The sequence below is a fragment of the Leucobacter sp. CX87 genome, from assembly GCF_018682295.1.
GTDB lineage: Bacteria > Actinomycetota > Actinomycetes > Actinomycetales > Microbacteriaceae > Cx-87.
This window is the reverse complement of record NZ_JAFIRI010000004.1, coordinates 1-22,604: the sequence shown is the minus strand read 5'-3', so window position 1 is coordinate 22,604 and position 22,604 is coordinate 1. Positions and strand designations below refer to the sequence as shown.

Annotated in this window: 20 protein-coding genes; 14 read left to right on the top strand and 6 right to left on the bottom strand. The window is 70.4% G+C overall.

Going from position 1 to position 22,604, the window contains the following annotated elements:
* The first annotated feature begins 6 nt into the window (after positions 1-6).
* The gene (locus KOE53_RS05625) at positions 7-411 is read left to right on the top strand and encodes a hypothetical protein (protein WP_188057739.1); all 405 of its coding nucleotides are present in this window, start codon (positions 7-9) and stop codon (positions 409-411) included.
* Between the two features lie 13 nt (positions 412-424).
* Positions 425-2,404: a M13 family metallopeptidase gene (locus KOE53_RS05620; protein WP_188057738.1), complete on the top strand. Its 1,980-nt coding sequence runs from the start codon at positions 425-427 to the stop codon at positions 2,402-2,404.
* Positions 2,405-2,453: 49 nt separating this feature from the next.
* Here the strand turns inward: KOE53_RS05620 and KOE53_RS05615 are convergent, their stop codons facing one another.
* Positions 2,454-3,089, bottom strand: a complete 636-nt coding sequence (locus KOE53_RS05615; RefSeq protein WP_188057737.1) for an NAD(P)H-dependent oxidoreductase — start codon at positions 3,087-3,089, stop codon at positions 2,454-2,456.
* Positions 3,090-3,155: 66 nt separating this feature from the next.
* Here KOE53_RS05615 and KOE53_RS05610 point away from each other — a divergent pair, with 66 nt between their 5' ends.
* Positions 3,156-3,746: a TetR/AcrR family transcriptional regulator gene (locus KOE53_RS05610; protein WP_188057736.1), complete on the top strand. Its 591-nt coding sequence runs from the start codon at positions 3,156-3,158 to the stop codon at positions 3,744-3,746.
* 83 nt (positions 3,747-3,829) lie between these two features.
* On the opposite strand, the gene KOE53_RS05605 is transcribed toward KOE53_RS05610, so the two are convergent.
* The 3 genes from KOE53_RS05605 to KOE53_RS05595 form a co-directional block, all read right to left on the bottom strand.
* Positions 3,830-4,810 carry a tRNA uridine(34) hydroxylase gene (locus tag KOE53_RS05605; protein ID WP_188057735.1) on the bottom strand — a complete coding sequence of 327 codons (981 nt, stop codon included), beginning with the start codon at positions 4,808-4,810 and terminating at the stop codon, positions 3,830-3,832.
* Between the two features lie 212 nt (positions 4,811-5,022).
* A complete protein-coding gene (locus KOE53_RS05600; RefSeq protein ID WP_188057734.1) occupies positions 5,023-6,666 on the bottom strand; it encodes a hydantoinase B/oxoprolinase family protein in 1,644 nt (547 codons plus the stop codon).
* Positions 6,667-6,674: 8 nt separating this feature from the next.
* A complete protein-coding gene (locus KOE53_RS05595) occupies positions 6,675-8,732 on the bottom strand; it encodes a hydantoinase/oxoprolinase family protein (protein WP_188057733.1) in 2,058 nt (685 codons plus the stop codon).
* 206 nt (positions 8,733-8,938) lie between these two features.
* Between KOE53_RS05595 and KOE53_RS05590 the strand changes: the two genes are divergently transcribed.
* The 9 genes from KOE53_RS05590 to KOE53_RS05550 all read left to right on the top strand — a co-directional run bounded on the left by KOE53_RS05590 (position 8,939) and on the right by KOE53_RS05550 (position 17,978).
* The gene (locus tag KOE53_RS05590) at positions 8,939-9,730 is read left to right on the top strand and encodes a polysaccharide deacetylase family protein (protein WP_215401674.1); all 792 of its coding nucleotides are present in this window, start codon (positions 8,939-8,941) and stop codon (positions 9,728-9,730) included.
* The gene (locus KOE53_RS05585) at positions 9,730-10,500 is read left to right on the top strand and encodes an SDR family NAD(P)-dependent oxidoreductase (RefSeq protein WP_188057732.1); all 771 of its coding nucleotides are present in this window, start codon (positions 9,730-9,732) and stop codon (positions 10,498-10,500) included. Before KOE53_RS05590 ends, KOE53_RS05585 begins: the two co-directional genes overlap by 1 nt.
* Entirely contained in the window at positions 10,497-11,252 is a 756-nt protein-coding gene (locus KOE53_RS05580; protein ID WP_188057731.1) for an SDR family NAD(P)-dependent oxidoreductase, read from the top strand. The genes KOE53_RS05585 and KOE53_RS05580 overlap by 4 nt, the downstream gene beginning before the upstream one ends.
* A gap of 56 nt (positions 11,253-11,308) precedes the next feature.
* Positions 11,309-13,039, top strand: a complete 1,731-nt coding sequence (locus tag KOE53_RS05575; RefSeq protein WP_188057730.1) for an ABC transporter substrate-binding protein — start codon at positions 11,309-11,311, stop codon at positions 13,037-13,039.
* Between the two features lie 98 nt (positions 13,040-13,137).
* Positions 13,138-14,469: an ABC transporter substrate-binding protein gene (locus KOE53_RS05570; RefSeq protein WP_188057729.1), complete on the top strand. Its 1,332-nt coding sequence runs from the start codon at positions 13,138-13,140 to the stop codon at positions 14,467-14,469.
* Positions 14,469-15,266, top strand: a complete 798-nt coding sequence (locus tag KOE53_RS05565) for an ABC transporter ATP-binding protein (RefSeq protein ID WP_188057728.1) — start codon at positions 14,469-14,471, stop codon at positions 15,264-15,266. Before KOE53_RS05570 ends, KOE53_RS05565 begins: the two co-directional genes overlap by 1 nt.
* Positions 15,263-15,988, top strand: a complete 726-nt coding sequence (locus KOE53_RS05560) for an ABC transporter ATP-binding protein (protein ID WP_188045877.1) — start codon at positions 15,263-15,265, stop codon at positions 15,986-15,988. Before KOE53_RS05565 ends, KOE53_RS05560 begins: the two co-directional genes overlap by 4 nt.
* Positions 15,985-16,872, top strand: a complete 888-nt coding sequence (locus tag KOE53_RS05555) for a branched-chain amino acid ABC transporter permease (protein WP_188057727.1) — start codon at positions 15,985-15,987, stop codon at positions 16,870-16,872. The genes KOE53_RS05560 and KOE53_RS05555 overlap by 4 nt, the downstream gene beginning before the upstream one ends.
* Positions 16,869-17,978 (top strand): branched-chain amino acid ABC transporter permease, encoded by a 1,110-nt coding sequence (locus tag KOE53_RS05550; RefSeq protein WP_188045875.1) that lies wholly within the window; start codon positions 16,869-16,871, stop codon positions 17,976-17,978. Before KOE53_RS05555 ends, KOE53_RS05550 begins: the two co-directional genes overlap by 4 nt.
* A 138-nt stretch (positions 17,979-18,116) precedes the next feature.
* Here KOE53_RS05550 and KOE53_RS05545 read toward each other — a convergent pair whose 3' ends face one another.
* Both KOE53_RS05545 and KOE53_RS05540 read right to left on the bottom strand, forming a co-directional pair.
* Positions 18,117-18,848 carry an SDR family NAD(P)-dependent oxidoreductase gene (locus KOE53_RS05545; protein ID WP_188057726.1) on the bottom strand — a complete coding sequence of 244 codons (732 nt, stop codon included), beginning with the start codon at positions 18,846-18,848 and terminating at the stop codon, positions 18,117-18,119.
* A 205-nt stretch (positions 18,849-19,053) separates the two neighbouring features.
* On the bottom strand, positions 19,054-19,827 hold the full coding sequence (locus KOE53_RS05540; RefSeq protein ID WP_188045873.1) for a FadR/GntR family transcriptional regulator: 774 nt from the start codon (positions 19,825-19,827) through the stop codon (positions 19,054-19,056).
* 130 nt (positions 19,828-19,957) lie between these two features.
* Between KOE53_RS05540 and KOE53_RS05535 the strand changes: the two genes are divergently transcribed.
* Together KOE53_RS05535 and KOE53_RS05530 are read left to right on the top strand one after the other, a co-directional pair.
* Entirely contained in the window at positions 19,958-20,497 is a 540-nt protein-coding gene (locus KOE53_RS05535) for a YbhB/YbcL family Raf kinase inhibitor-like protein (protein ID WP_188045872.1), read from the top strand.
* Between the two features lie 3 nt (positions 20,498-20,500).
* Positions 20,501-22,522, top strand: a complete 2,022-nt coding sequence (locus KOE53_RS05530; protein WP_188057725.1) for an NADPH-dependent 2,4-dienoyl-CoA reductase — start codon at positions 20,501-20,503, stop codon at positions 22,520-22,522.
* The last annotated feature ends 82 nt before the right edge of the window (positions 22,523-22,604 follow it).

Below are 22,604 nucleotides of genomic sequence, written 5' to 3'. Positions count from 1 at the left end.
GTGGCGATGACTGATCGCGGCAAGCATGCAATGGAACCGGAGATTCAGGAGGGCTCGGGGGCGTCCCGCCCGCGGCGCACGCTGCTGTGGGCCGGGGGCGCTGCCGCTGCCGCGCTGACGGTGGGGGCGCTTGCCTGGTGGAACTGGCCGGCGCCGGGCGTGGCGGACGTCACGATCCTGGGGGTCGACTACACGACCAACATGGAGGTCGAGGAGCACGGCGGATATGTCTACGTCACCGTGCCGGTGAACTCCGACCCGCGCTCGGTGGTGGTGGAGGTCGGCAACGCGGGAGACGACCAAGAGATCCGGGAGTTCCTCGATGGCCTCGACACGCTCGTCCCCGGCGAGCACGTCGTCGAGCTGCGAGCGTCGAACCTCCACTTCATCGTGGACGGTCTGGCCGAATAGATAGGGTGGTCGCATGACCGCAGCCACCACGCCCTCCTCCGGAATCGACCTCGCCGAACTCGACTCGGCCGTCCGCCCGCAGGACGATCTGTACCGCCATGTCAACGGCAAGTGGATCGAGCGGACCGAGATTCCCGCCGACAAGGCGCGCTACGGCTCGTTCGCGGTGCTCGCCGAGAACGCTGAGGACGCGGTCCGCGAGATCATCACGCAGACCGAGGCCCCGGCCGCCGGTGCGGGCAGTGCCACGGAGGCCGAGAAGGTCGCCGCGCTGTATGCGAGCTTCATGGACGTCGAGCGGGCGGATGCGCTCGGCGCGGACCCGATCCTGGGCGATCTCGCCCGCGCGCTCGCGGTGGGCTCGGTTGCCGAGCTCGTGGCGCTCGTCGGCGAGCTCGAGCGCGAGGGCCTTGGCGGGTTCTACGGCATGTTCATCGACAACGACCCGGGGGATCCGAACCGCTACATCGCGTTCGTGATGCAGGGCGGGCTCGGCCTGCCCGACGAGTCGTACTACCGCGAGGAGCAGTTCGAGGAGGTGCGCGGCCAGTACCTGGCGCACATCGAGCGCATGCTCGAGCTTGCGAAGGTTCCGGGGGCCGCCGAGAAGGCCGCGCTGAGCTACGAGCTCGAGCGCCGCATCGCCGCGAGCCACTGGGACAAGGTTGCGAGCCGCGACATCCAGAAGCTGTACAACCTGCGCGACTTCGCCGGGCTGCAGGAGATCACCCCGCAGCTCGACTGGAGCGCGTATCTGAGCGCGATGGGCGCGCCCGAGGGCGCGTTCGCCGAGGTCGTCGCCGGCCAGCCCGACGCGCTTGCCGGCCTCGCCGCGCTGCTGGTCGAGGACGAGCTCCCCGCCTGGCGGGCCTGGCTCGCCTGGGCCCTCGTGCGCTCCTCCGCCTCGTTGCTGTCGCAGGAGATGTCGCGCGCGAACTTCGAGTTCTATGGCACCGCACTCACCGGCGCGACCGAACAGCGCGACCGCTGGCGCCGCGGCGTCTCGTTCGTCGAGGGATCGATGGGCGAGGCGGTCGGCCGGCTCTACGTCGAGCGCCACTTCGACGAGTCCGCGAAGGCGTCGATGGACGTGCTTGTGGGACACCTCATCGAGGCGTACCGCGAGTCGATCCAGGAGCTGGACTGGATGGGGGCGGACACGAAGGTGCGCGCCCTCGAAAAGCTCGACAAGTTCACCCCCAAGATCGGCTACCCCGTGAAGTGGCGCGACTACTCCGCGCTCGAAGCGGACGCGGGCGACCTTGTCGGCAACTCGCGGCGCGTGGCCGTGCTCGACTTCAACCGCGAGCTCGGCAAGCTCGGGCGTCCGATCGACCGCGACGAGTGGTTCATGACGCCGCAAACCGTGAACGCGTACTACAACCCGGGCTTCAACGAGATCGTCTTCCCCGCGGCGATCCTGCAGCCGCCGTTCTTCGACAAGAGCTGGGACGACGCGGCGAACTTCGGCGCGATCGGCGCCGTTATCGGCCACGAGATCGGCCACGGCTTCGACGACCAGGGCTCGCGCTACGACGGCGACGGCAAGCTCACCGACTGGTGGACCGAAGGCGACCGCGCGGCGTTCGAGACGCGCACCAAAGCACTCATCGACCAGTACAACGCGCTCTCGCCCGAGGGTGCCGACGGGCAGACAGTCAACGGTGAGCTCACGATCGGCGAGAACATCGGCGACCTCGGCGGCCTCGCGATCGCGTGGCGCGCGTACCTGCGCTCGCTCGCCGGCGCCGAGTCGCCGGTGATCGACGGGCTGAGCGGAGCCGAGCGCTTCTTCCTCTCCTGGGCCCAGGCCTGGCAGCAGAAGTCGCGTCCCGAAGAGGTCGTGCGCCTGCTCACGATCGACCCGCACTCGCCCAACGAGTTCCGCTGCAACCAGATCGTCGCGAACCTCGAAGCCTTCCACGAGGCGTACAACACGCAGCCCGGCGACAAGCTCTGGCTCGATCCGGCCGCGCGCGTCTCGATCTGGTAGCGGCTGCTGGCGGCCCGGATCCTGCGCAGGATCGCGGGCGCCGGGCAACCTAGGTGCGTTGAGGCTCGCTCTGCAGGACCGCGGAGCGGGCCTTTGGCGTTTCATCCGGGCGCCCCGCATCGCGCTGCCGGTCGCCCGCGCCGATGCGCTCGGACGTTTCGAGCCAGCGGCTGATCTTCCCCTCGCTCGCGGCGCCCACCCCCATGAAGCGGTGCACGCGGAACGGGCGCACGCCGCAGAACTTCAGCGTTCTCCGGCCAATCTGTGCGGCGGCGGGCGTGCCCATGAACGGCAGTGCATAGCCGGGGGTGTCCGAGAGGAGCAAGAGTCGCCCGCTTCGCCCCGCGAGGAGGCCCCGCGGGAATCCGAGCGGCGTCATCTCGTACTCCTCGTGCGGAAGTAGGGCGCGGTCGAAGAATCCCTTGAGCAGTGCGGGCGCGGACCCCCACCACATGGGTGACGCCACGACAATCCGGCTCGCCGCGTGCAGCGCCTCCCGGGCGTCGGCGAGATCCGGCTCGATCGGGATCCGTCCTCGGTAGCCGAGCCGGAGGTTCGGGTCGAAGTCGAGTTCCCGCAGCCGAAGGAGGCGGGCGTTGCCGTTGCCGGCGACGTACCGCTCGGCCATCGCCGCGGTGAGGGACTCAGGGTTCGGGTGGCCGTCGATGACGAGTGTGGAAGTCATGTTGCCTGCAATCTTGGCACTGTCTATTTCAGGTGGACAGTGTCAAGATAGGGAAGAGTGTTGCTCGTGTCAAGTTCCCAGGGGTCGTACCACCACGGCAGTCTCGCCCGAGCGCTCGAAGACGCCGCGATGCAACTACTCGAGCGCATGCCGGCGCCGGAGATCAGCCTGCGCGAGGTCGCGCGCGCGGCAAACGTCAGCCACAACGCGCCCTACCACCACTTCACCGACCGAAAAGGGTTGATTAAGGCGCTCGCCGAGCGCAGCATGGCAGATCTCGTTGACGCGGTGCATGCCGCTGTGGCCGCGGGTGGCAGTGCGCAGGAGGATCTCTTCGCCGGAGGGGTCGCGTACATCCGCTTCGCGGTCGATCGCCCACACGCGTTCAACGCGGTCTACGACCCGACCGTGTGCATTCCTGGTGCGCCCACTGAGCGGATGGCGCCGCTCATCGACGACCTCGCCGTGACGCTCGGCCAGGCCGTCGCGGCCGCGGGGCTTTCGGAAGAGGAGGACGCGCGTTCGCTCTGGGCCACCATTCACGGCCTCGGCACGCTCAGCGCTGCGGGCCACTTCTCGGTGGACGAGGCGATCTCGGCGTACGCGTCGGCGCTGAGCCGCCTGCTCGGGGTGCACGAAGACTCACCCGGGGTGTGAGGCGGCCCAAGTGGTTGACCACCGTGCGCACGATTGCGATTCGCGCGCGGGAAGCGGATGCGCGAGCGAGCGCTGGAAACGCGTTAGCCCGCCTGCGCTGCCGATGCCACGGCCGCGGGACTCGCGTCGACGGAGCCCCCGTGCTCGGTGCAACGTGCATCGGCGTGCTCCGCGCACGTGACGAAACGCGCGCGGCACGACGGGTCGGCGCAGTTCTGCAGTGTCGATGACGGGGTGGCGCAGACGGCGCAGCGCCCGAGCACCGCGGCGTTCGGTGCGAAGTCCAGCGCCTCGCGCCCGTCGAACACCGCCAGCGAGCCCTCCCAGAGCCCGTCGTTGCCGAAGGCCTCGCCGTAGCGGACGATGCCGCCGTCAATCTGGTACACCTCGCTGAAACCGCGCTTGATCATGGCGGCAGAGAGGATCTCGCAGCGAATGCCGCCGGTGCAGTACGTGACGACGGGGCGATCCTTGATGTCGTCGAAGGCTCCCTGCTCGATCTGCTCGATGAAGCCGTGGGTGCTCGACACCTCGGGCACGACGGCGTCCTTGAACCGACCGATCGTCGCCTCGTACGCGTTGCGGCCGTCGAAGAAGACGACGTCCTCGCCGCGCTCGGCCACGAGTTCGTTCACTGCCTCCGGGCTCAGGTGCACGCCGCCGCCGACAATGCCGGCCGCGTCGACCTCGGTTTCGTCGGCTAGGCCGAAGGCCACGAGCTCGTCGCGCGCCTTCACGCTCAGGCCGGGGAAGTCGGTGATGCGGCGCCAGGGCGCGCGTCGGTCGATCCCGTGCAGCGGCTCGGCAGCGTCGTCCGCGAAGCCCGTCCCCTCGCTCCACTTCACCTCGAGCCCGGCGAAGGGGCCGTACTCGCGGGTGCGCCGGAGGTACTGCTTGCAGGCGTCGATCTCGCCGCCCACGGTGCCGTTAATGCCGTGCTTCGAGACGATGATGCGCCCGCGCAACCCGAGCGATTCGCAGAGCTCGCGCTGCCAGAGGCGTACGGCCTCGGGGTCGGCGACGGGGGCAAACGTGTAATACAGCAGGATCTTCGGGTCGCTCACGGCTTCAATCGTACGGGCGGCGCCTGCGTGAACGCGCCGGATCCTGCCCCAGGAGTCTGTCGCCCTGCCGCCGTGCTGCCCGCCACCACCTGCCGACCCGTCACATATGGCTCTTCGGGGTGGCCGGGAGGAGCAATATGCGACGGGTCGATGGGGATGAGGAGGCGAAGGGTGAAGGGGGAAGGAGCGTGCGGGGCGGGGGAGTGGGTCCGCTACGCCAGGCGGCCCTCCGCGCGGTCCCACGCGGCGAGCTCAGCGCTCCGCTGGGCAGGATCCCCGAAGCCGCCGCCGCCCGCGGTCTCCACGCGGACGACCGTGCCCGGGGCCAGCAGCCGGGACGTCTTCCGCGGGGTGTCGAGCACGGTGCCGTCCGGGCCGAGCACGGTGATCGTCGTCGCCTGGGCGACCGCGCCGCCCGACGCCCCCTCGGGGGCGAAGCGCGCGTCGGTCTGCTCGGCGTAAAAGGTCACGTGCTGCGGGTGCTCGAGGATCTCGTACTCGCGGCGCAGCCCGAGGCCGCCGCTGTGCTCGCCCCGGCCCTGCGAGCCCGGGATGAACTCGGTCTTCAGGATGCGGATGTTGTAGTTTGTCTCGACCACCTCGGTCGGCATGACGCCCACGTTGGACATGTAGGTGTCGACGCCGTCGAGCCCGTCCGAGCCGGCGGTGCCGCCCGTGCCGCCGCCGACCACGTCCGCCATGACGGCGGGAAGCCCGGTCGAGGGGTTCGTCGAGCCCGCGTTGAAGCTGAAGAAGCTGACCGAGCTCGATGCGACCGCGCGGTCGGGCCAGATCTGCTGCATCGCGCGGATGAGCGTGTCGGCGAGGCGCTGGCACGTGTTGTGTCGGATGGACACGGCGGCCGGCGGCAGCGGGTTGATGACGGTGCCCTCGGGCGCGATCACGTCGACCCGGCGTAGCAGGCCGTCGTTCGAGCCGATGCCCGGGGCCACCACGCAGCGCACCGCGTAGACAAGGCCGGCGCGGGCGCTCGCCCACGGCACGTTCATGGCGCCCGCGGTCTGCGGGTCAGACCCGGACAGGTCGATGTGCAGCCGGTCGCCCCGCTTCTCGATGCGGGCGTGGATGCGGGTGGGCGGGCCGTCGCGGCCGTCGTCGTCGAGCGAGCCCTCGGCCTCGCCCACGCCGTCGGGGAGCGCCGCGAGCGCGTTCTGCACGGCGAGCTCGACCACGTCGAGCATGCGCACCATCACGGCGAGCAGCGTCTCGGGGCCGTAGAGCCGGGCGAGCTCCTGCACCCGCTCGTCGCCGAGCTGGCAGGCCGCGCGCTGGGCGCGCAGGTCGCTGAGCGTGCTCAGCGGGTCGCGGAAGTTCTCGGTGAGCAGCGCCACGAGGTCCTCGTTCTCGACGCCGGCGATGGAGAGCCGGATCGGGGGCATGACGACGCCCTCGCCGTACAGCTCGGTGAGCTCGGGGCCTTCGCTTCCGGGGTTCACCCCGCCCACGTCGATGTGGTGCGCGGCGGTGCCGGCCCACGCCGCGAGGGTGCCGTCGATGTAGATCGGCGTGACGATGTTCACGTCGGGCAGGTGCATCGCGCCCTGGTACGGGTGGTTGCAGATGAAGGCGTCACCCGGATTGATGCGCCCGTCCCACTTCGTGAGCACGGACTTCACCACGAGTGACATCGCCCCGAGCTGCGCCGGGATGTAGTCGGCCTGGGCGACGAGGTCGCCCTCGGCGGTGAAGAGCGCGCACGAGAAGTCGTCCATGTCGCGGATGATCGGGCTGTAGCTCGAGCGCTTGAGCAGGCTGCCCATCTCTTCCGCGGCGGAGAGGAGCGCGGCGGAGGCGACCTCGAAGGTCACCGTGTCGATTTCAGGAGTCAGAGACATGATGCGGTTCAGGCCTTTCGTGAGTGATCGGTGACCACGAGGTCGAGGGTGCTGAGTGCCTCGACGCTCTGGCCGGGCAGCAGCACCGTGGTGGCGTCCATCTGCTGAATGATCGCGGGCCCCGTGAACCGGGCCCCGGCCGGGATGCGTGAGCGGTCGATCACGGGGATTTCTGCAGGATCGAAGCCGGGCAGGCGGACGCCCCGCCGCGCGACGATCGCCGACTCGGGCAGCTCGCACGCGGCGACCTCGACGGCCGCCTCGTCGGCGCGCTCGATCTCGCCCGTGGAGGCGAGGCGGACGGTGACGATCTCGACCGGCTCGCCGAGGTTGCTGTGGCCGTAGCGCTCCCGGTGCACCTCGTGGAACTTCGCGGGCAGCTCGGCGAGCTGCTCGGGGGACCAGCCGGCGACGGGGATGTTGAGCTCGAAGCCCTGTCCGCGGTAGCGGCAGTCGACCGACGCCTCCTCGCGGATCCGATCCTCGGGCACGCCGTCCGCGAGCAGCTGCTCGCGGGACTCGGCGCTCGTGGACGCGAACCAGGCGATGAGTTCGTTTGTCGCGGAGTCCCCGGCGGGCAGCAAGATGGTCTGCGAACGGTCGCTGCGGAGGCCAGCGACGAGCAGTCCGTCGGCGGCGAAGAGGCCTGGGCGCAGCGGCAGGATCGCCTGCTTGAGCTCGAGGTGGCGCAGCAAGAGACCCGTGTGGAGGGGGCCCGCCCCGCCGAAGGGCACGAGCGAGAACTCGCGCGGGTCGAGGCCGCGCTCGACGCTCACCTTGCGCAGGGCGCGCACCATATGGGCGAGGCCGATCGCGAGGATCGCCTCCGCTGCCTCCTCGACCGAGAAGCCGAGCGGCTCGGCGATCCGGCGCACCGCGGCCACCGCGAGCTCGCGGTCGAGGGTGAGCCCGCCGGCGAGCTCGCCCGTGCCGAGGGTGCCGAGCACCGCGTGGGCGTCGGTGATGGTGGGTTCGACGCCGCCGCGGCCGTAGCAGGCGGGCCCGGGCACGGCCTTGGCCGATGCGGGGCCGACGCGCAGACGCCCGGTCGTATCGATCCAGGCGATGCTGCCGCCGCCGGCGCCGATCGTGTGAATGTCGACCGAGGGCGCGAGCAGGGTGTGATCCTGCACCTCCTGGAGCGTGGTGAAGGGGATCTGGCCGTCGCGGATCAGGCAGACGTCGGTCGAGGTGCCGCCCATGTCGAGGCTGATGAGGTGCGGCTCGTCGAGCGAGCGCGCGAGGGCGACGAGGCCGGCGACGCCGCCCGCGGGGCCCGAGAGCACCAGGCGGTGGGCTTCGGCGCCCGCGCGCTCGGCAGGGACGGACCCGCCGTTGGACTGCATGACGAGGAAGGGGGCGTCGACGCCGCTGTCCGCGAGCGCACCGGCGGCGCGCGTGAGGTAGCGCTCGACGAGCGGGCGCAGGGCCGCGTTGATGCCGGCGGTCGCCGTGCGCGGGTACTCGCGGAACTCGCGCGCCACCTCGCTCGAGAGTGTCACCGGCAGCTCGGGGAAGGCTGCGCGTAGGGCGTCGCCGACGCGCTGCTCGTGGCCGTCGTTGAGATAGCTGAACAGGAACGAGACCGCGATGGCCTCGGGTGCTGCCTCCCGGATCTCGGTGATGAGGTCGGTGAGCTCAGTCTCGTCGAGCGGCGTGAGCACGCGTCCCGCGGAGTCAAGGCGCTCGGTGAGCTCGAAGCGCAGCGCGCGCGGCACGAGCTCGGCGGGGCGCCGCGGCGTGAGGCTGTACACGTCGGGCCGGTTCGACTGCCGGTAGCCGAGGACGTCGCGGAACCCACGGGTCGTGACGAGCGCGACCCGGGCAAGGTTGCCCGTGAGGGTTGCGTTCGTCGCGACGGTCGTGCCGTGGCACACGAGCGAAACCTCGTCGCGCGGCACGCCCTGGGCGGCCAGCGCGTCGACCGCGTTGCTCAGGCCCCGGGACGGGTCGTCGGGCGTCGAGGCCACCTTCGCCTCCCGGATCGCGCCGTCACTGCTCCGTGCAATCGCGTCGGTAAAGGTGCCGCCGGCGTCGATGCTGATGGTCCACTGCGTGGGGCTCACGGTGGGTCCTTTCTCCAGTCACTCCCGGCAGCTTCGCCGGAATACCTCTGAGTCTGTGCTGCTTCCGCCGCGATTGACTCCGCTATCCGACGGATCTCTCTGCCGGATCCTGCCCGGGGCGAGACGCCTGGGTACGTCGAATGACGGATGCCCGCCCCACGGCGCGCCCGGAAGAGTGGACTTCGCACGAGGATGTGAAAGGGCAAATGATGACGATGTGGCCGGACGGGTACTCCTTTGGGGCGACCGTGAGTTTCGATTTCGACGCCGAGGAGGTCTGGATCGGCGAAGACCCCGAGAACGAGAGTCGGCCGGGCGTGCTGTCGCAGGGCGCCTACTCGCCCAAGGTGGCGATCCCGCTCATCCTCGCCATGCTCGGGCGCCAGGGCATCACGAGCACGTTCTACGTCCCCGGCCGCGACGCGCTGCGCCACCCCGGCCGCGTGCGCGAGATCCTCGCCGCGGGCCACGAGGTCGGCCATCACGGCCACTCGCACCAGTCCCCGACGCTGCAGAGCCGCGACGAGGAGGCGGCCGAGATGCGGGACGGTCTGGCCGCCCTGCAGGGCCTCGGCGCGGATGTCGTCGGGTACCGCTCGCCGTCGTGGGACTTCAGCCCCAATACGCTCGACCTGCTCGAGGAGCACGGTTTCGCGTACTCGTCGAACCTGATGGACGACATTCGTCCGTACCGGCACGAGGGCCGCCCCCTCGTCGAGGTACCCGTGTCGTGGATGCTCGACGATGCCCCCCACTTCTGGTTCGCCTCGGACACCTGGCAAAAGACCATCCGATCGGCCGCCGAGGTCGAGGCGCTGTGGCTCGAAGAGATTGAGGGGATTGCGGCCCTTGGCGGCCACGTCATGCTGACGACCCACCCCCAGTTCATCGGCCGCCCCGGCCGCCTCCTCATGCTTGAGCGGGTCATCGAACGGATGCGCGAGATGGGCGCCTGGATCGCACCCACTCGCGACGTGGCCGACCGAGTGGTCGCCTAGTGGGGGCCGCACGGCCGGTCGTGATCGTGACCGGCGCGGCCTCGGGCATCGGCCGCGCGATCGCCGAGCGCCTGCTCGCCGACGGCGCGCGCCTCGCGCTCTGCGACCTGGACGCCAGCCTGACCGAGACCTTCGCCGCCGAGATCGCGCGCGGCGACGTCGTCGCGCGTGTCGGCGACGTGTCGGCGGATGGCGAGGCGGACGCGCTCGTCGGGGCGGCGCTTGCCGCCTTCGGCCAGCTCGACGGCCTCGTGAACAACGCGGCGACGGGCGGGCCCGGCGCCGAGGTCAGCACCCTGGACCTCGACGCGCTGCGCCGCACGCTCGATATCAACGTTGTCGCGCTCGTCGCCCTGGTGCAGGCCGCGACCCCCGCGCTCACGAGCGCAGGCGGCAGCATCGTGAACCTCGGTTCGGTGTTCGCCACCGAGCCCGTCCGCGCCGGCGGCGCGTACTGCATGAGTAAGGGCGCGGTACACACGCTGACCCGCGTGCTCGCGATCGAGCTCGGCGGCGCCGGGGTGCGGTGCAACACGGTCGCCCCCGGCTACATCTTGACGAAGATGCACGAGGACGAGGTCGCCGGGCAGGCCGCCGAGCTCGGCATTGCGGTCGATGAGCGCTTCGCCCAGCTGCGCGCCGAGGTGCCCCTGCAGCGTCACGGCACCCCCGCGGACATCGCGGGCGCGGTCGCCTGGCTGCTCGGCCCGGACTCCGCCTACGTCACGGGCCAGTCGATTCCCGTCAACGGCGGGATCCAGTTCTCGTGAGCGGCGACGCGGTGGACGGTACCCGGGGCCTTGTCGTCTCGGGGGCCCACCCCGAGATTGTCGACGCGGTGGCGGCCCTCGCCGTCGAGCGCGGCTGGCGGGTCGCGGTGCTCTCGGACATCGCCTGCCAGCAGGATCTTCTCGGTGCCGGCTTCGATACGGAGGGCAACGCCGAGCTCGCGGTCAACCTCAGCGACCCGTCGTCCATCGAGTCGGCGTTTGCCGGCATCACCGCGCAGTGGGGCCGCGCGCCCGACGCCGTCGTGCACTGCACCAACCCGTCGCACACGGCCGCGGCCGTGACCGAGTCGGCGAGCGAGTGGGACGCGAACCAGGCCGATGAACTGCGGGCCGCCTTCCTCGTCGCCCAGGCGGGGGCCCGCGAGATGCTGCGCCTGCGCGGGGCCCGCGCCGAGCTCGGCAGCGTCGTGTTGGTCGGCTCGCTCGCGGGCAGCCGCGGCTCGATCCGCTCCTCGGGTGTCTCGCGGGCGACCGCCGACGGGGGACTCGTCGGGATGACCCGGCAGCTCGCGGTCGAGTGGGGCGGCGACGGCATCCGGGTGAACGCGGTGCAGGCCGGAGGCCTGGATCCTGCGCTGCGCAACAACCCGGACTACCTGGCCCGCGTGCCGCTTCGCCGCGCGGCCGCCCCGCGCGAGGTGGCGGAAGTATGCCAATTTCTCGTGAGTGAGGCATCCTCATACGTGACGGGTGTTGTGCTGCCGGTAGATGGGGGCCTGCTGGCGGCGTGAGACGGGTAACTGGTTCTCTCGGGAACCCCGATTCAATACATACATAAGGGGGCAGGATGCAGGATCGACTCGCGATTGAGCAGGTGGTTGACCGCTCGACCCCGCTCGAGTCGTTGCCCCGCGAGGTGCCGGCGCAGCTGTGGGAATACACCCAGGCCTTCCTCCGCGTCGAGCGTCGGACTGTCCGCTTCATGTGGCGCGACGGCGACCGTTGGCTCGACGTCACCCTGGTGCGCGGCGAGACCACCGGCGGGGCGCGCGCGCTGCCGCGCGTCTCGGTCCGGATCAACGAGGCCGAGATGCCTCGCGGGATCACCGCCCGCGAGTTCGACGTCCTCACGCTGGTCGCGCTCGGGCTGACGAACGGCGGCATCGCCGAGCGCCTCGGCACCTCGGCCCGCACCGTCTCGACCCAGATCGAACGGCTGCTTGGCAAGCTCGGCCAGGGCACCCGCGGCGGGCTCGCGGCGCTCGCCGTCGACGTCGGCCTGCTGCGGCTGCCCATGCCGGGCGGCGCCCCCGAGGCGGGCGGGATCGGCGTGGCCGAGCTCGAGCTCGCCCATCGCTCAAACGCCTCGCACGGCCTCAGCCCCATCCGCGCGAACGAGGCGGACCGAGCCCCGATCCTGCTCGGCATCGTCATTCCGAAGGACGTCGGGGGTGACACGGAGCAGATGCTGCACGGCGCGCTGCTCGCGGTCGACGAGGTCAACGAACAGGGCGGCCTGGGCGGGCGGCAGATCAAGGTCATTCAGGCGCCCGTCGAGATGTTCGGCTGGGAGAGTGTGCGCGCGGGTCTGCAGTCGCTCTTCGACGCCGGTGTCGACGCCATCGTGACGAGCTACGTGAGCGCCGAGCACCCGGGTTTTCTCGAGCTCATCGCCGACTACGGCCGGCCCTTTCTGCACACGGCGACGTTTGACGCGGACGTGCTGCGCACCGAGGCCGAGCCTTACCGTTACGGCGCGATCTTCCAGACCTGCGCGTCAGAGGTGCACTATGCCCCGGGCATGCTGCGCTTCGTGCAGGCACTCGAGGCCTCGGGCAAGTGGACGCCGCGCACGCACCGGGTCGTGGGGATCGAGCAGGCCTCGATCAGCATGCGGCTTTCGACGCCCGCCTTCATCGAGACGGCGAACGCCTGTGGCTGGGACGTCGCCCGCACGATCGAGACCCCCGCGGGCGCGACGGACTGGGAGCAGGTCATCGCCGAGGCGAACGCCGTCGAGCCCGACGTGCTCTTCGTCGCGAACTACCTCGAGGACGAGCTCGTCGCGTTCCAACAGGCCCTCTTGCGCGACCCCATTCCGGCGCTCGTCTATAGCGTCTACGCGCCGTCCATCCCGTCCTTCGCTGAGCGCCTCGGCGCCCAGGCCGAGGGGATCGTCTGGTCGACGACGACCGGCACCTACGACGACGACCTCGGCCGCCGCTTTCGGCGCCGCTACCGCGAGCGCTTCGGCGCCGACCCCGGCTGGTCGCAGGCCGGCGCGGCGTACGACCAGGTCCGGGTGCTCGCCGCGGCGTGGTCGTCGGTCGACGCCCGCAACGTTACCGAGGTCACCCGGTACATCCGGCGCTGGCCGCACCGCGGCGTGAACGGGGTCTACTACTTCGGTGAGAGTGGTCACGCGCCGCTGCTCTACCCCGACACGACGAACGACGCGGCGCTCAGCCAGGCCCACCTCGTCTACCAGATGCGTGGGCGCGAACAGGTGCTGCTCGCGCCCGAGCCCTTCGGCAAGCTCAGCGACTTCCGGCTGCCTCCCTGGATTTCCACGGTGTAATCCGTCATTTGACGCATGACGCCCGGGCTCCGGCGCGATTGCATGAGTATTGATGGCCGCTGCGTGCGGCCACTGCATGCACCCACAAAGGAGTGAAGATGACCGATCATCGTGCTGAGCCGCCAGTTCGTCGGCCAAAGCCAGTGAACCGACGGAACTTTGTCACCGGCCTCGGGCTTGCCGGGGTGGGCGGTCTGCTCGCCGGCGGTGGCCTCGGCTACGGGCTCGCCCCGCGCGGCGCCCAGGGGGGCGCGGTGGGTGGCGGAGGCGTCACCAAGATCGGCATGGTCGCCCCGGTGACCGGCCCGTACTCGGGCGACGGCCAGGAGATGGTGCGCGGCGCCGAGCTCGCGGTCGAGGACATCAACCAGGCCGGCGGCCTGCTCGGCAATCAGCTCGAGCTCGTCACCGCCGACATCGCCGACATGGCGCCCGAAAACTTCATCCAGGCGGCCCAGCGGCTCGTCTCGCAGGAGAAGGTGGCTGCCGCGTTCGGCGGGTACACGACCGCGACTTCGGTCGAGTTCGACATCTACGCGCAGGCCGGCGTGCCCCTCTTCCACACGAACACGCTGCAGGAGAACACGGACTTCGTCGTCAAGAACGGCATGACCAACATCTTCCAGTGCTGCCCGACCGAGATCTGGTACGCGAGCGGCTTCATCCAGCTCATGCAGGAGTGGATCGAGAGCGGCGTCTGGACGCCGTCATCGAACACCGTCGCGGTGATCTCAAGCAACGACTCGTACTCGATCTCCATCGCGAAGGTGCTGCAGGAGGGTATCAAGAAGCTCGGCTGGACCGTCACGATGTACGAGGAAGTCAGCGTTCCCTACGCCGACTGGGGCCCGCAGCTCTCGAAGATCCGTAACAACCCGCCCGGACTCATCTTCATCACCGACTACCTCGCGGGCGATCTCGCGAGCTTCGCGAAGCAGTTCGCCGCCGCCCCGACCAACTCGCTGCTGTACCAGCAGTACGGCCCGAGCGTGCCCGAGTACCTCGAGCTCGCGGGCGACGCGGCGAACGGCGTGGTCTGGTCGACCACGATCGGCACGCTCCCCGACGAGATGGGGACGGCCTTCCGTCAGCGCTACCTCGACACCTACGGCACCGAGGCCGGCCTCAGCCAGTCGGGCGCACAGTACGACATCGTGCGCCTGTGGTCGCGCGCCGCCGCTCTTGCCGGCGACCCCTACGCCTTCGAGCGGGTGACGAACGCGGTGCTCGCGAACACCTTCCGCGGCGTCGTGGGCACCTACGGCTTCGACCAGAAGGAACTCACCGCGATTCCGTTCCCCGACAAGCTCGCCGACCCGAGTCTCGCGATGCCGCACCTGACCTACCAGATCCAGGACGGCAAGCAGGTGCTCTTCTCGCCGGCTCCGTACGGCCTGGGCGAGTTCGTGCTGCCGAAGTGGCTGAGCTGATGAGCACCGAAGCTGCCCTGCTGGAAGTGCGGGGCGCGACCAAACGCTACGGCGGCCTCACCGCCGTGAACGACGTCAGCTTCGAGGTCCAACGCGGCGAAATCTTCGGCATCGCGGGCCCCAACGGGGCGGGCAAGACGACCCTGTTCGACGTGCTTACCGGCATGGTGCGGGCGACCGATGGCGAGACCCTGTTCCGGGGCAAGCCGATTCACCAGGCGACGGTGCACGAGATCTGCCATCTCGGGATCACCCGCACCTTCCAGCAGCCGTCGGTGTTCGACAGCGAAACCGTGCTCGGCAACGTCCTGGTCGGCGCTCACTTCGGCTCGGGCGCTCCCTGGTGGCGCGGCCTGCGCCGGGGCGACGAGCAGTGGGACCACGCGGTCTCGGCGCTCGATTTCGTCGGCCTTTCCGGCCGCGAGTCCGAGGTTTCGGGACCGCTGCCCGTCTACGACAAGAAGCGGCTCATGATTGCCTCGGCCCTCGCGAGCGGCCCCGAGCTGCTCTTCCTCGACGAGCCGTTCGGCGGGCTCACGGACGAGGAGATCGACCAGCTCATGGTGCTTCTCGAGAAGATCCGCGACAGCGGGGTCACGATCGTGCTCATCGAGCACGTCATGCGCGCGCTCATGGCGCTTGCCGACCGGATCCTGATTATGAACCAGGGCGCGACCCTCTTGCAGGGCGACCCCGCGACGGTCATGCGCGACCCCGAGGTGGTGCGCGTGTACCTCGGTACCGGAGCCGCCGCCGAGGCGACCCGCTCGCTGCCAGTGAAGGGAGAACGGGCATGAGTGAGAACTCGATTCTGGAGGTGACCGGCCTCGTCGCGGGCTACGGCTCGACGCCGGCGGTCCACAACGCCACGTTCTCGGTGAACGAGGGTGAGTGCGCCGTACTGATCGGCCCGAATGGGCACGGCAAGACCACGATCCTGCGCGCGATCAGCGGCCTGGTGCGACCGTCGGGCGGCGAGATCCGCTTCGACGGCCAGGTCTCGACGCACGAAAAGGTCGAGAAGCTGGTCGACCGCGGGCTGATTCACATCCCGCAGGGCGACCTCGTGTTTCCCGACATGACGGTGGCCGAGAACCTGACGCTCGGTGCCTTCTCGCGCTCGGCGCACAAGCTGGCCAAGGAAAAGCTCGAGCGCGTCTTCGAGCAGTTCCCGAAGCTCGCGGAGCGCTCGGGCCAGCGCGCCCGCACGCTCTCGGGCGGAGAGCGGCGCATGCTCGCCCTCGGCCGCGGCATGATGGGCGAGGCCCGTCTCATGATGATCGACGAGCCGAGCCTCGGCCTCGCCCCGGTCATCGTCGACGAGGTGTACGAGCTCATTCGCGGCATCGCGGACTCGGGCCTCACGGTGCTGCTGGTCGAGGAGAACGTCTCGCGCGCCGCGACGCTCGCCGACCGCGTGCACCTGGTCGAAAACGGAGAGATTCTCCGCTCGGGCACCGCGGACGCAGTGCTCAACGACGCCGCCGTGGCGGCCACCTACCTGGGGGTGACGGAATGAACCTCATCCTGCAAACGCTCGTGAGCACGATCGTGCAGGGCTCGATGCTGGCGCTGATCACGATCGGAATGAGCCTCGTCTACGGCACGCTGCGCGTGTTGAACATGGCGCAGGGCGTCATGGTGATGCTCGGCGGTGTCGCCGCCTACGTCACCGTGGCGAACCTGGGGCTCTCGCCCTGGTGGGCCTTGCTGATCGCCGCGATAGTGACCTTCGCCCTCGGCGTCGCGAGCTATTTCATCGGCGTGAAGCCGCTGGTCGGCAAGGCCGGCGTCGACTTCGAGATGACCGCGTTTATCTCGACGTTCGCCATCGCCACGATCCTGCAGAGCGTCGTGCTGTGGGTGTTCGGGCCCCGCCAGAAGAACTTCCCCGAGTTGATCTCGGGCAGGATCGAACTCACGGACGGGGTCTCGATCACGTGGCACCAGGTGCTCACCGCGGTCATCGCGATCGGCATGCTCGCGGCGCTCGGGCTGTTCCTCACCCGCTCTCGCTATGGACTCGCGATCACCGCGGTGGCGCAGAACCTCGACGCCGCCCGCCTCATGGGCATTCCGGCCAAGCGGGTCTACGTGCTCACGATGGGCATCGCCAGCGCGCTCGCCGGTGTCGCCGGCGTGCTGCTCGCGCCCGTGTACTTCGTGTCGCCGAACATGGGTGACCTGCCCCTGTTGCAGGCCCTGATCGTGGTGATCTTCGCGGGGCTCGGCAGCGTCCGCGGCACCGTCATCGCCGCCTACATCATCGGCTTCGTGCAGGCGGCAGTGTCGATCTTCTGGAGCTCGACCTTCGCGCTCCCCGTCCTCTACGCGATCATCGTGGTCGTGCTCATCGTCCGGCCCTACGGGATCGCCGGCAAGCCGCAGGAGGCCCGACTGTGACTCAGAACACTGCAGTGGGTGTGGGCACGACCCGCACCCAGAAGCTCCCTCGCTGGGACGCGAAGGCGCTCGGCTGGCCCCGCCCCAACTGGGTGGTCATCGGCATCGCGATCGTGATCGCCGCGCTCATCCCGATCGTCGCGCCCGACCGCAGCTGGGTGAGCGTCGCGACCCTCGCGATGATCTGGATCACGCTGGGCCAGAGCTGGAACCTCGTGCTCGGCTACGGCGGGGTGTGGAATTTCGGCCAGCTCGCGTTCTACGCGATCGGCGCGTACGCAGCGGCGCTGTTGTCGCTGCACGCGGGCCTGCCGCCCTGGCTCGGCATCCTGGCCGGCGGCCTGATCGCATCAGGGATCTCGCTGCTGCTCACCATCCCGGTGCTCCGGCTGCGCGGCATCTACGTCTCGCTGCTCACCTTCGGGTTCGCCGAGGTGGTGCGCCTCCTGATCGTCGCCGACCAGTCGGGCGTGACGGGCGGCTCGTACGGCCTGTCGGGCTTTGGCGGGCTGGGGTTCGAGGGGCTCGGCGGCAACGCGGAGGGCAACGCGAACTACTGGGTCGTGCTCGCAATCGCGATCGTCACGAGCGTGATCATCACGGTGATCGTGCGCTCGCCGCTCGGCAACGGCATGATCGCGCTGCGCGACAACCCGGCGCTGGCCGCGGCCCGGGGCATCAGCCCGCGCACGACGCAGATGCTCCTCTTCGCGATCTCGGGCTTCTTCGCCGGGGTCTCGGGGGCGCTGTACGCCTACGTGTTCAAGGTGGTCGCCCCGACGCTCATGGGCCTAGGCCCGATGACGCTGCTCGTGACCATGCTGGTCGTCGGCGGCCTCGGCACCGTGGTCGGTCCGATCGTCGGCACCATCATCATCGCCTTCGTGCAGGCGCGCATGCAGGAGTTCCCCGAGGTGCGCCTCGCGGTGCTCGGCGTGGTGCTGCTCGTCATGGTGCTGCTCATGCCGCGCGGACTCGTACCGGTGTTCAGCCGAGCGTGGCAACGGCTGAAGGATTGGGTGGCCGAGGAGGAGGACGTCCCGAAGGACGACCCCGACTACCCGAGGCTGCTCGCCGAGGCGCGCGCGAAGGAGGCCGCGGGCTAAGTGCCGGGCGGCTGCGCCACCGGCGGTGAAAGCCGCTGCGGGGCGCCGGCCGCGCCGATCGACACGCAGGGCCCGGGAGAGCGAATCTCCCGGGCCCTGCGTTGTCGCGGCCGATCGGCAGGTCGACGGCCGCCCGCGCTACGCGACCAGGTAGCCGCCGTCGACCGGCAGCACGACGCCCGTGATGTAGCTGGCCGAGTCGCTGCTGAGGAACAGGCAGGCGCGGGCGACGTCCTCCGCGGTGCCGAGCCGGCGGGCCGGCAGGCGAGAGACGAGCGACTCGGTGGCCGCCGCGTCCTCGACGATCGTCGTCATGGGAGTGTCGATGACGCCGGGCGCGACCGCGTTCACGCGGATGCCGGCGCCGCCCAGCTCGACCGAGAGCTGGCGGGTCAACGAAACGACCGCGCCCTTGCTCGACGAGTAGTGCGCCGACGGCTCGACCTCGTCGCCGCGCCCGTAGGCGACCGAGGTCAGCAGCGTGATCGCCCCGCCCGTCATGCGCCTTGCCGCGGCGCGCGACACGAGGAACGAGCCGGTCGCGTTGATCGTCATGGTCTGCTGCCAGTCCGAAAGGGTCAGCTCGGTCACCGCGCGCGTGCGATAGATCCCGGCGCAGTGCACGACCGCGTCGGGGGCGCCGCCCAGGGCGATGACCGCCGCGTCGAACGCCGCCTCGACGGCGGCCTCGTCCGTGATGTCGGTGCGGATATGCACGAGGCCGTCCGCCGCCCAGTGCTCGGCCGCCGCGTCGAGGCTCACGACGCGCGCGCCCTCGGCGAGTGCGAGCTCGGCGGTCGCGCGGCCGATACCTGACCCGCCTCCGGTGACCAGCAGGCGGCTCGGGGAGGGAGTGGGGCGCGCGTTCATGGGCAAGGTGCTCCTGTGCATAGATAGGGGACGTGATCTGCCTATCTCAGCAGGATCCCGCCCCACCCGCATCCGTTACCTGACGGACGGACGGGCGGCGCGGGGCGCCCCCATCTAGTGAGCGCAAATTGCTGCTTCGCGCGCGTTGAAGGAGCAAATTGCGCTCACTAGAGGGATCGAGCCGGAGAAAAAGGGGAGGGGAGCGCTAGCGGGCCTCGCCGACCCCGCTCGCCTGGTTGATGCGTTCCTGCTGCTCGGGGGTGCGCGTCAGGGGAGGCACGACCTCCTGCGCGTCGTTCACGATGACGACGTCGTGGTCGACGTGGTTCGCCATCGAGTGCACGGCGTCGATGAAGTCGCCCCGGCGAATCGCGTCGAGCACGCGGGCGTGGTCGCGCTCCATCGCGGCGGCGCTGCCCACGTTGGCCAGGCGGCCGCGGTGCTCGGGGGTGCGTAGCTGGTCGTTGATGCCGGCGTAGAGCGACGCGAGCAGCCGGTTCTTCGCTGCGACGAACAGGAGCTGGTGAAAGCGGCTGTCGAACGCGGTTACGTCGCTGCCGGTGTTCAGTACGGGGCAGCGCGAGCAGCCGAGCTCTTCCTCTGCCGCGATCTCGAGCGCCGCGAGGTCCTCGTCGGTGCGGTGGTGGGCGGCCTGCTGGGCCGCCTCGATCTCGAGCGCGCGGCGGTAGCTCAGGATCTCCTCGAGCGAGAAGTCGCTCAGGAAGTCGTTGAGCAGGGCGCTCGTGGGCGACGCCGAACGCACGAAGGTGCCGCGGCCGGGGTTCGTCTCGAGCATGCCGAGGCTCGCGAGGGAGCGCACGGCCTCGCGCACGGTCGAGCGGCCCACGCCCATCTGCTCGGCAAGCTCTGCCTCGACCGGGATCCGGTCGCCGACCGCCCACTCGCCCGTCGTGATGCGTCCGCGCAGGTACGCGAGCGCGGCGCGGGCGCGGGTTGAACCCGAGGACCCTGCATTCATCTCGTACCTCACCAATCAGTTGCCAGAATTCCACTATAACTTGGCCGGGAATGGAACCGCCCCCCGCCTATGCTGGGGGACACGCTGCCGCGGTGCGCGGCGGGCGAGCAACACACGAGGAGCGGCAAAGATGCGCGAACCCCTGAACCCCTACGCCAACCTGCGTCAGGTGCCCGGCTTTTTGGTCACGAGCACCGACATTCAGGACGGCGAACCGTTGCCCGCCGAGCAGTTCGCGACCTACGCGGGTGGCCTCGGGCGCTCGCCGCAGCTGAGCTGGTCAGGCTTCCCCGCAGACACCCAGAGCTTCGTGGTCACCTGCTTTGACCCCGACGCCCCCACAGGATCCGGGTTCTGGCACTGGGCTGTCGCGAACCTCCCGGCGTCGGTCACGTCGCTTCCGGCCAATGCGGGCGACCCCGGGACGGGCCTCCTGCCCGAGGGCGCGATCACGATGCCGAACGAGATGCGCGAGCCGTCGTTCACCGGCGCAGGTCCGCCCGAGGGCACGGGCGTGCACAACTACTGGTTCGTCGTGCACGCGCTGAACGTGCCCCGCATCGACATCGACCCGCAGGCGACCCCCGCGGTGCTCGGGTTCATGATGCGCGACGCCGTGATCGCCCGCGGCATACTCGTCGCCACCGCCGAGTTCGGCGGAGCGGCCTAGGTCATGGCGCGCTTCGAGCAGCTGTTCACGCCCCTGACGATCGGCGGCCACACGCTGCCGAACCGCGTCATGATGGGTTCGATGCACCTAGGGCTCGAGGAAGCCCCCGGCGGCTTCGAGCGCATGGCCGCCTTCTACGCCGAGCGTGCGCGCGGGGGCGTCGCGCTGGTCGTCACGGGCGGGATCTCGCCGAACCAGGCGGGGCGCCCGGGCGTGGTCGGCGCGGTGCTCGACGACGAGTCGCAGCTCGCCGAACACCGGCTGCTCACCGAGGCGGTGCACGCCGCGGGCTCGAAGATCCTGCTGCAGCTGCTGCACTTCGGCCGCTACGCCGAGCACGACGATCTTGTGGCGCCGAGCCCACTGCGCTCGCCCATCAAGGCACGGGTGCCGCGCGAGATGAGCGACGCGGACGTTCGACAGACCATCGCCGATTTCGGCCGCGCCACCCGGCTCGCGCTCGCCGCGGGGTACGACGGCATCGAGGTCATGGGCTCGGAGGGGTACCTGCTCAACGAATTCCTCGCCCCCGCGACGAACCAGCGGGACGACGCTTGGGGCGGCGACGCTGAGCGGCGTCGTGCGTTCCCGCTCGCGGTGGTGCGCGAGGTGCGCTCGGCGCTCGGCGCCGGGCCGATCCTGTCGGTGCGTGTCTCGGCCGTCGACCTCATTCCCGGCGGCAGCACGGGGGACGAGACCCTCGCCTACGCTGGCGAGCTCGCGGGCGCCGGGGCCGACCTGCTCGTGACCGGCATCGGTTGGCACGAGTCGCGCGTCCCGACCATCGCGACGAGCGTGCCGCGGGCGGCCTTCGCCGAGTTCACGCGCGCGCTCAGGGGCGCGGCCGGCATCCCGGTCGCCGCCGCGAACCGGATCAATACGCCCGAGGTGGCCGAGCGCCTGCTCGCCGGCGGCACCGCCGACCTCGTCGCGCTCGCGCGCCCCCTGCTCGCCGACCCCGCGTTCGTGGCGAAAGCGCAGGCGGGCACCCCTGACGCGATCAACACCTGTATCGGCTGCAACCAGGCGTGCCTGGACCACGCCCTCTCGGGCCGAATCACCTCGTGCCTCGTCAACCCGCGCGCCTGCCACGAGACACAGCTCGTACTCGGCCCGACGCGCAGCGCCCGCAAGATCGCCGTCGTCGGCGCCGGCCCCGCCGGCCTCGCCGCCGCGACCGCCGCGGGGGAGCGCGGTCAGCGCGTCACCCTGTTCGAGGCGCGCAACGAGATCGGCGGCCAGTTCGATTTGGCCCGGCGGATCCCGGGCAAGGAGGAGTTCAGCGAAACGCTGCGCTACTTCACGGGCGAGCTCGAGCGCCGCGGCGTCGAGGTGCGCACCGGCACGCGGGCGACCGCCGACGCGCTCGCCGCCGAGGGCTTCGACGAGGTCATCATTGCCTCAGGTGTCATGCCCCGCCGCCCCGCGATCCCGGGAGCCGATTCGTCCATCGTGGCCGACTACGCCGAGGTGCTGCGCGGCGAGCGGAGCGTCGGTGAGCGCGTCGCGATCCTCGGCTCGGGCGGCATCGGCTTCGACGTCGCCGAGTTTCTCACCCAGGACGGCCCGGCGAACGCGCTCAGCCCCGAGCGCTTCGCCGAGTCGTGGGGTGTCACGCAGGATCCCGCCGTCCCCGGCGGAGTGCTGCGCCCCCGGCCCGAGATCAGCCGGCGTCGCGTCACAATGCTGCAGCGCAAGGCGACGAAGCCGGGAGGGGGGCTCGGCCTCACGACCGGCTGGATCCACCGCGCGGAGGTCTTGCGCCGAGGTGTCGAGCACGTCGTCGGCGCGAGCTACGACGAGATCACTGAGCGGGGCATCCGCATCACGGTGGACGGAGTGACGCGCGAGCTCGAGGTCGACACCGTCGTGCTGTGCACCGGGCAGGAGTCGGTCGAAGAGCTCTCGGCGGCGCTTGCGGCACTCGGCATCCCGGCGCAGGTGGTCGGCGGGGCGCTGCTCGCGGGAGAGCTCGACGCGAAGCGTGCGATCAAACAGGGCACCGAGGCGGCCGCGGCGCTCTAGGGCGCCTCGGCGCGCCCCACTTTCATCGAGGCGTGGGGGACGGGGGGGTGTCAGAGCGCGCCCCCCCCCCGGTGGGGCCCCC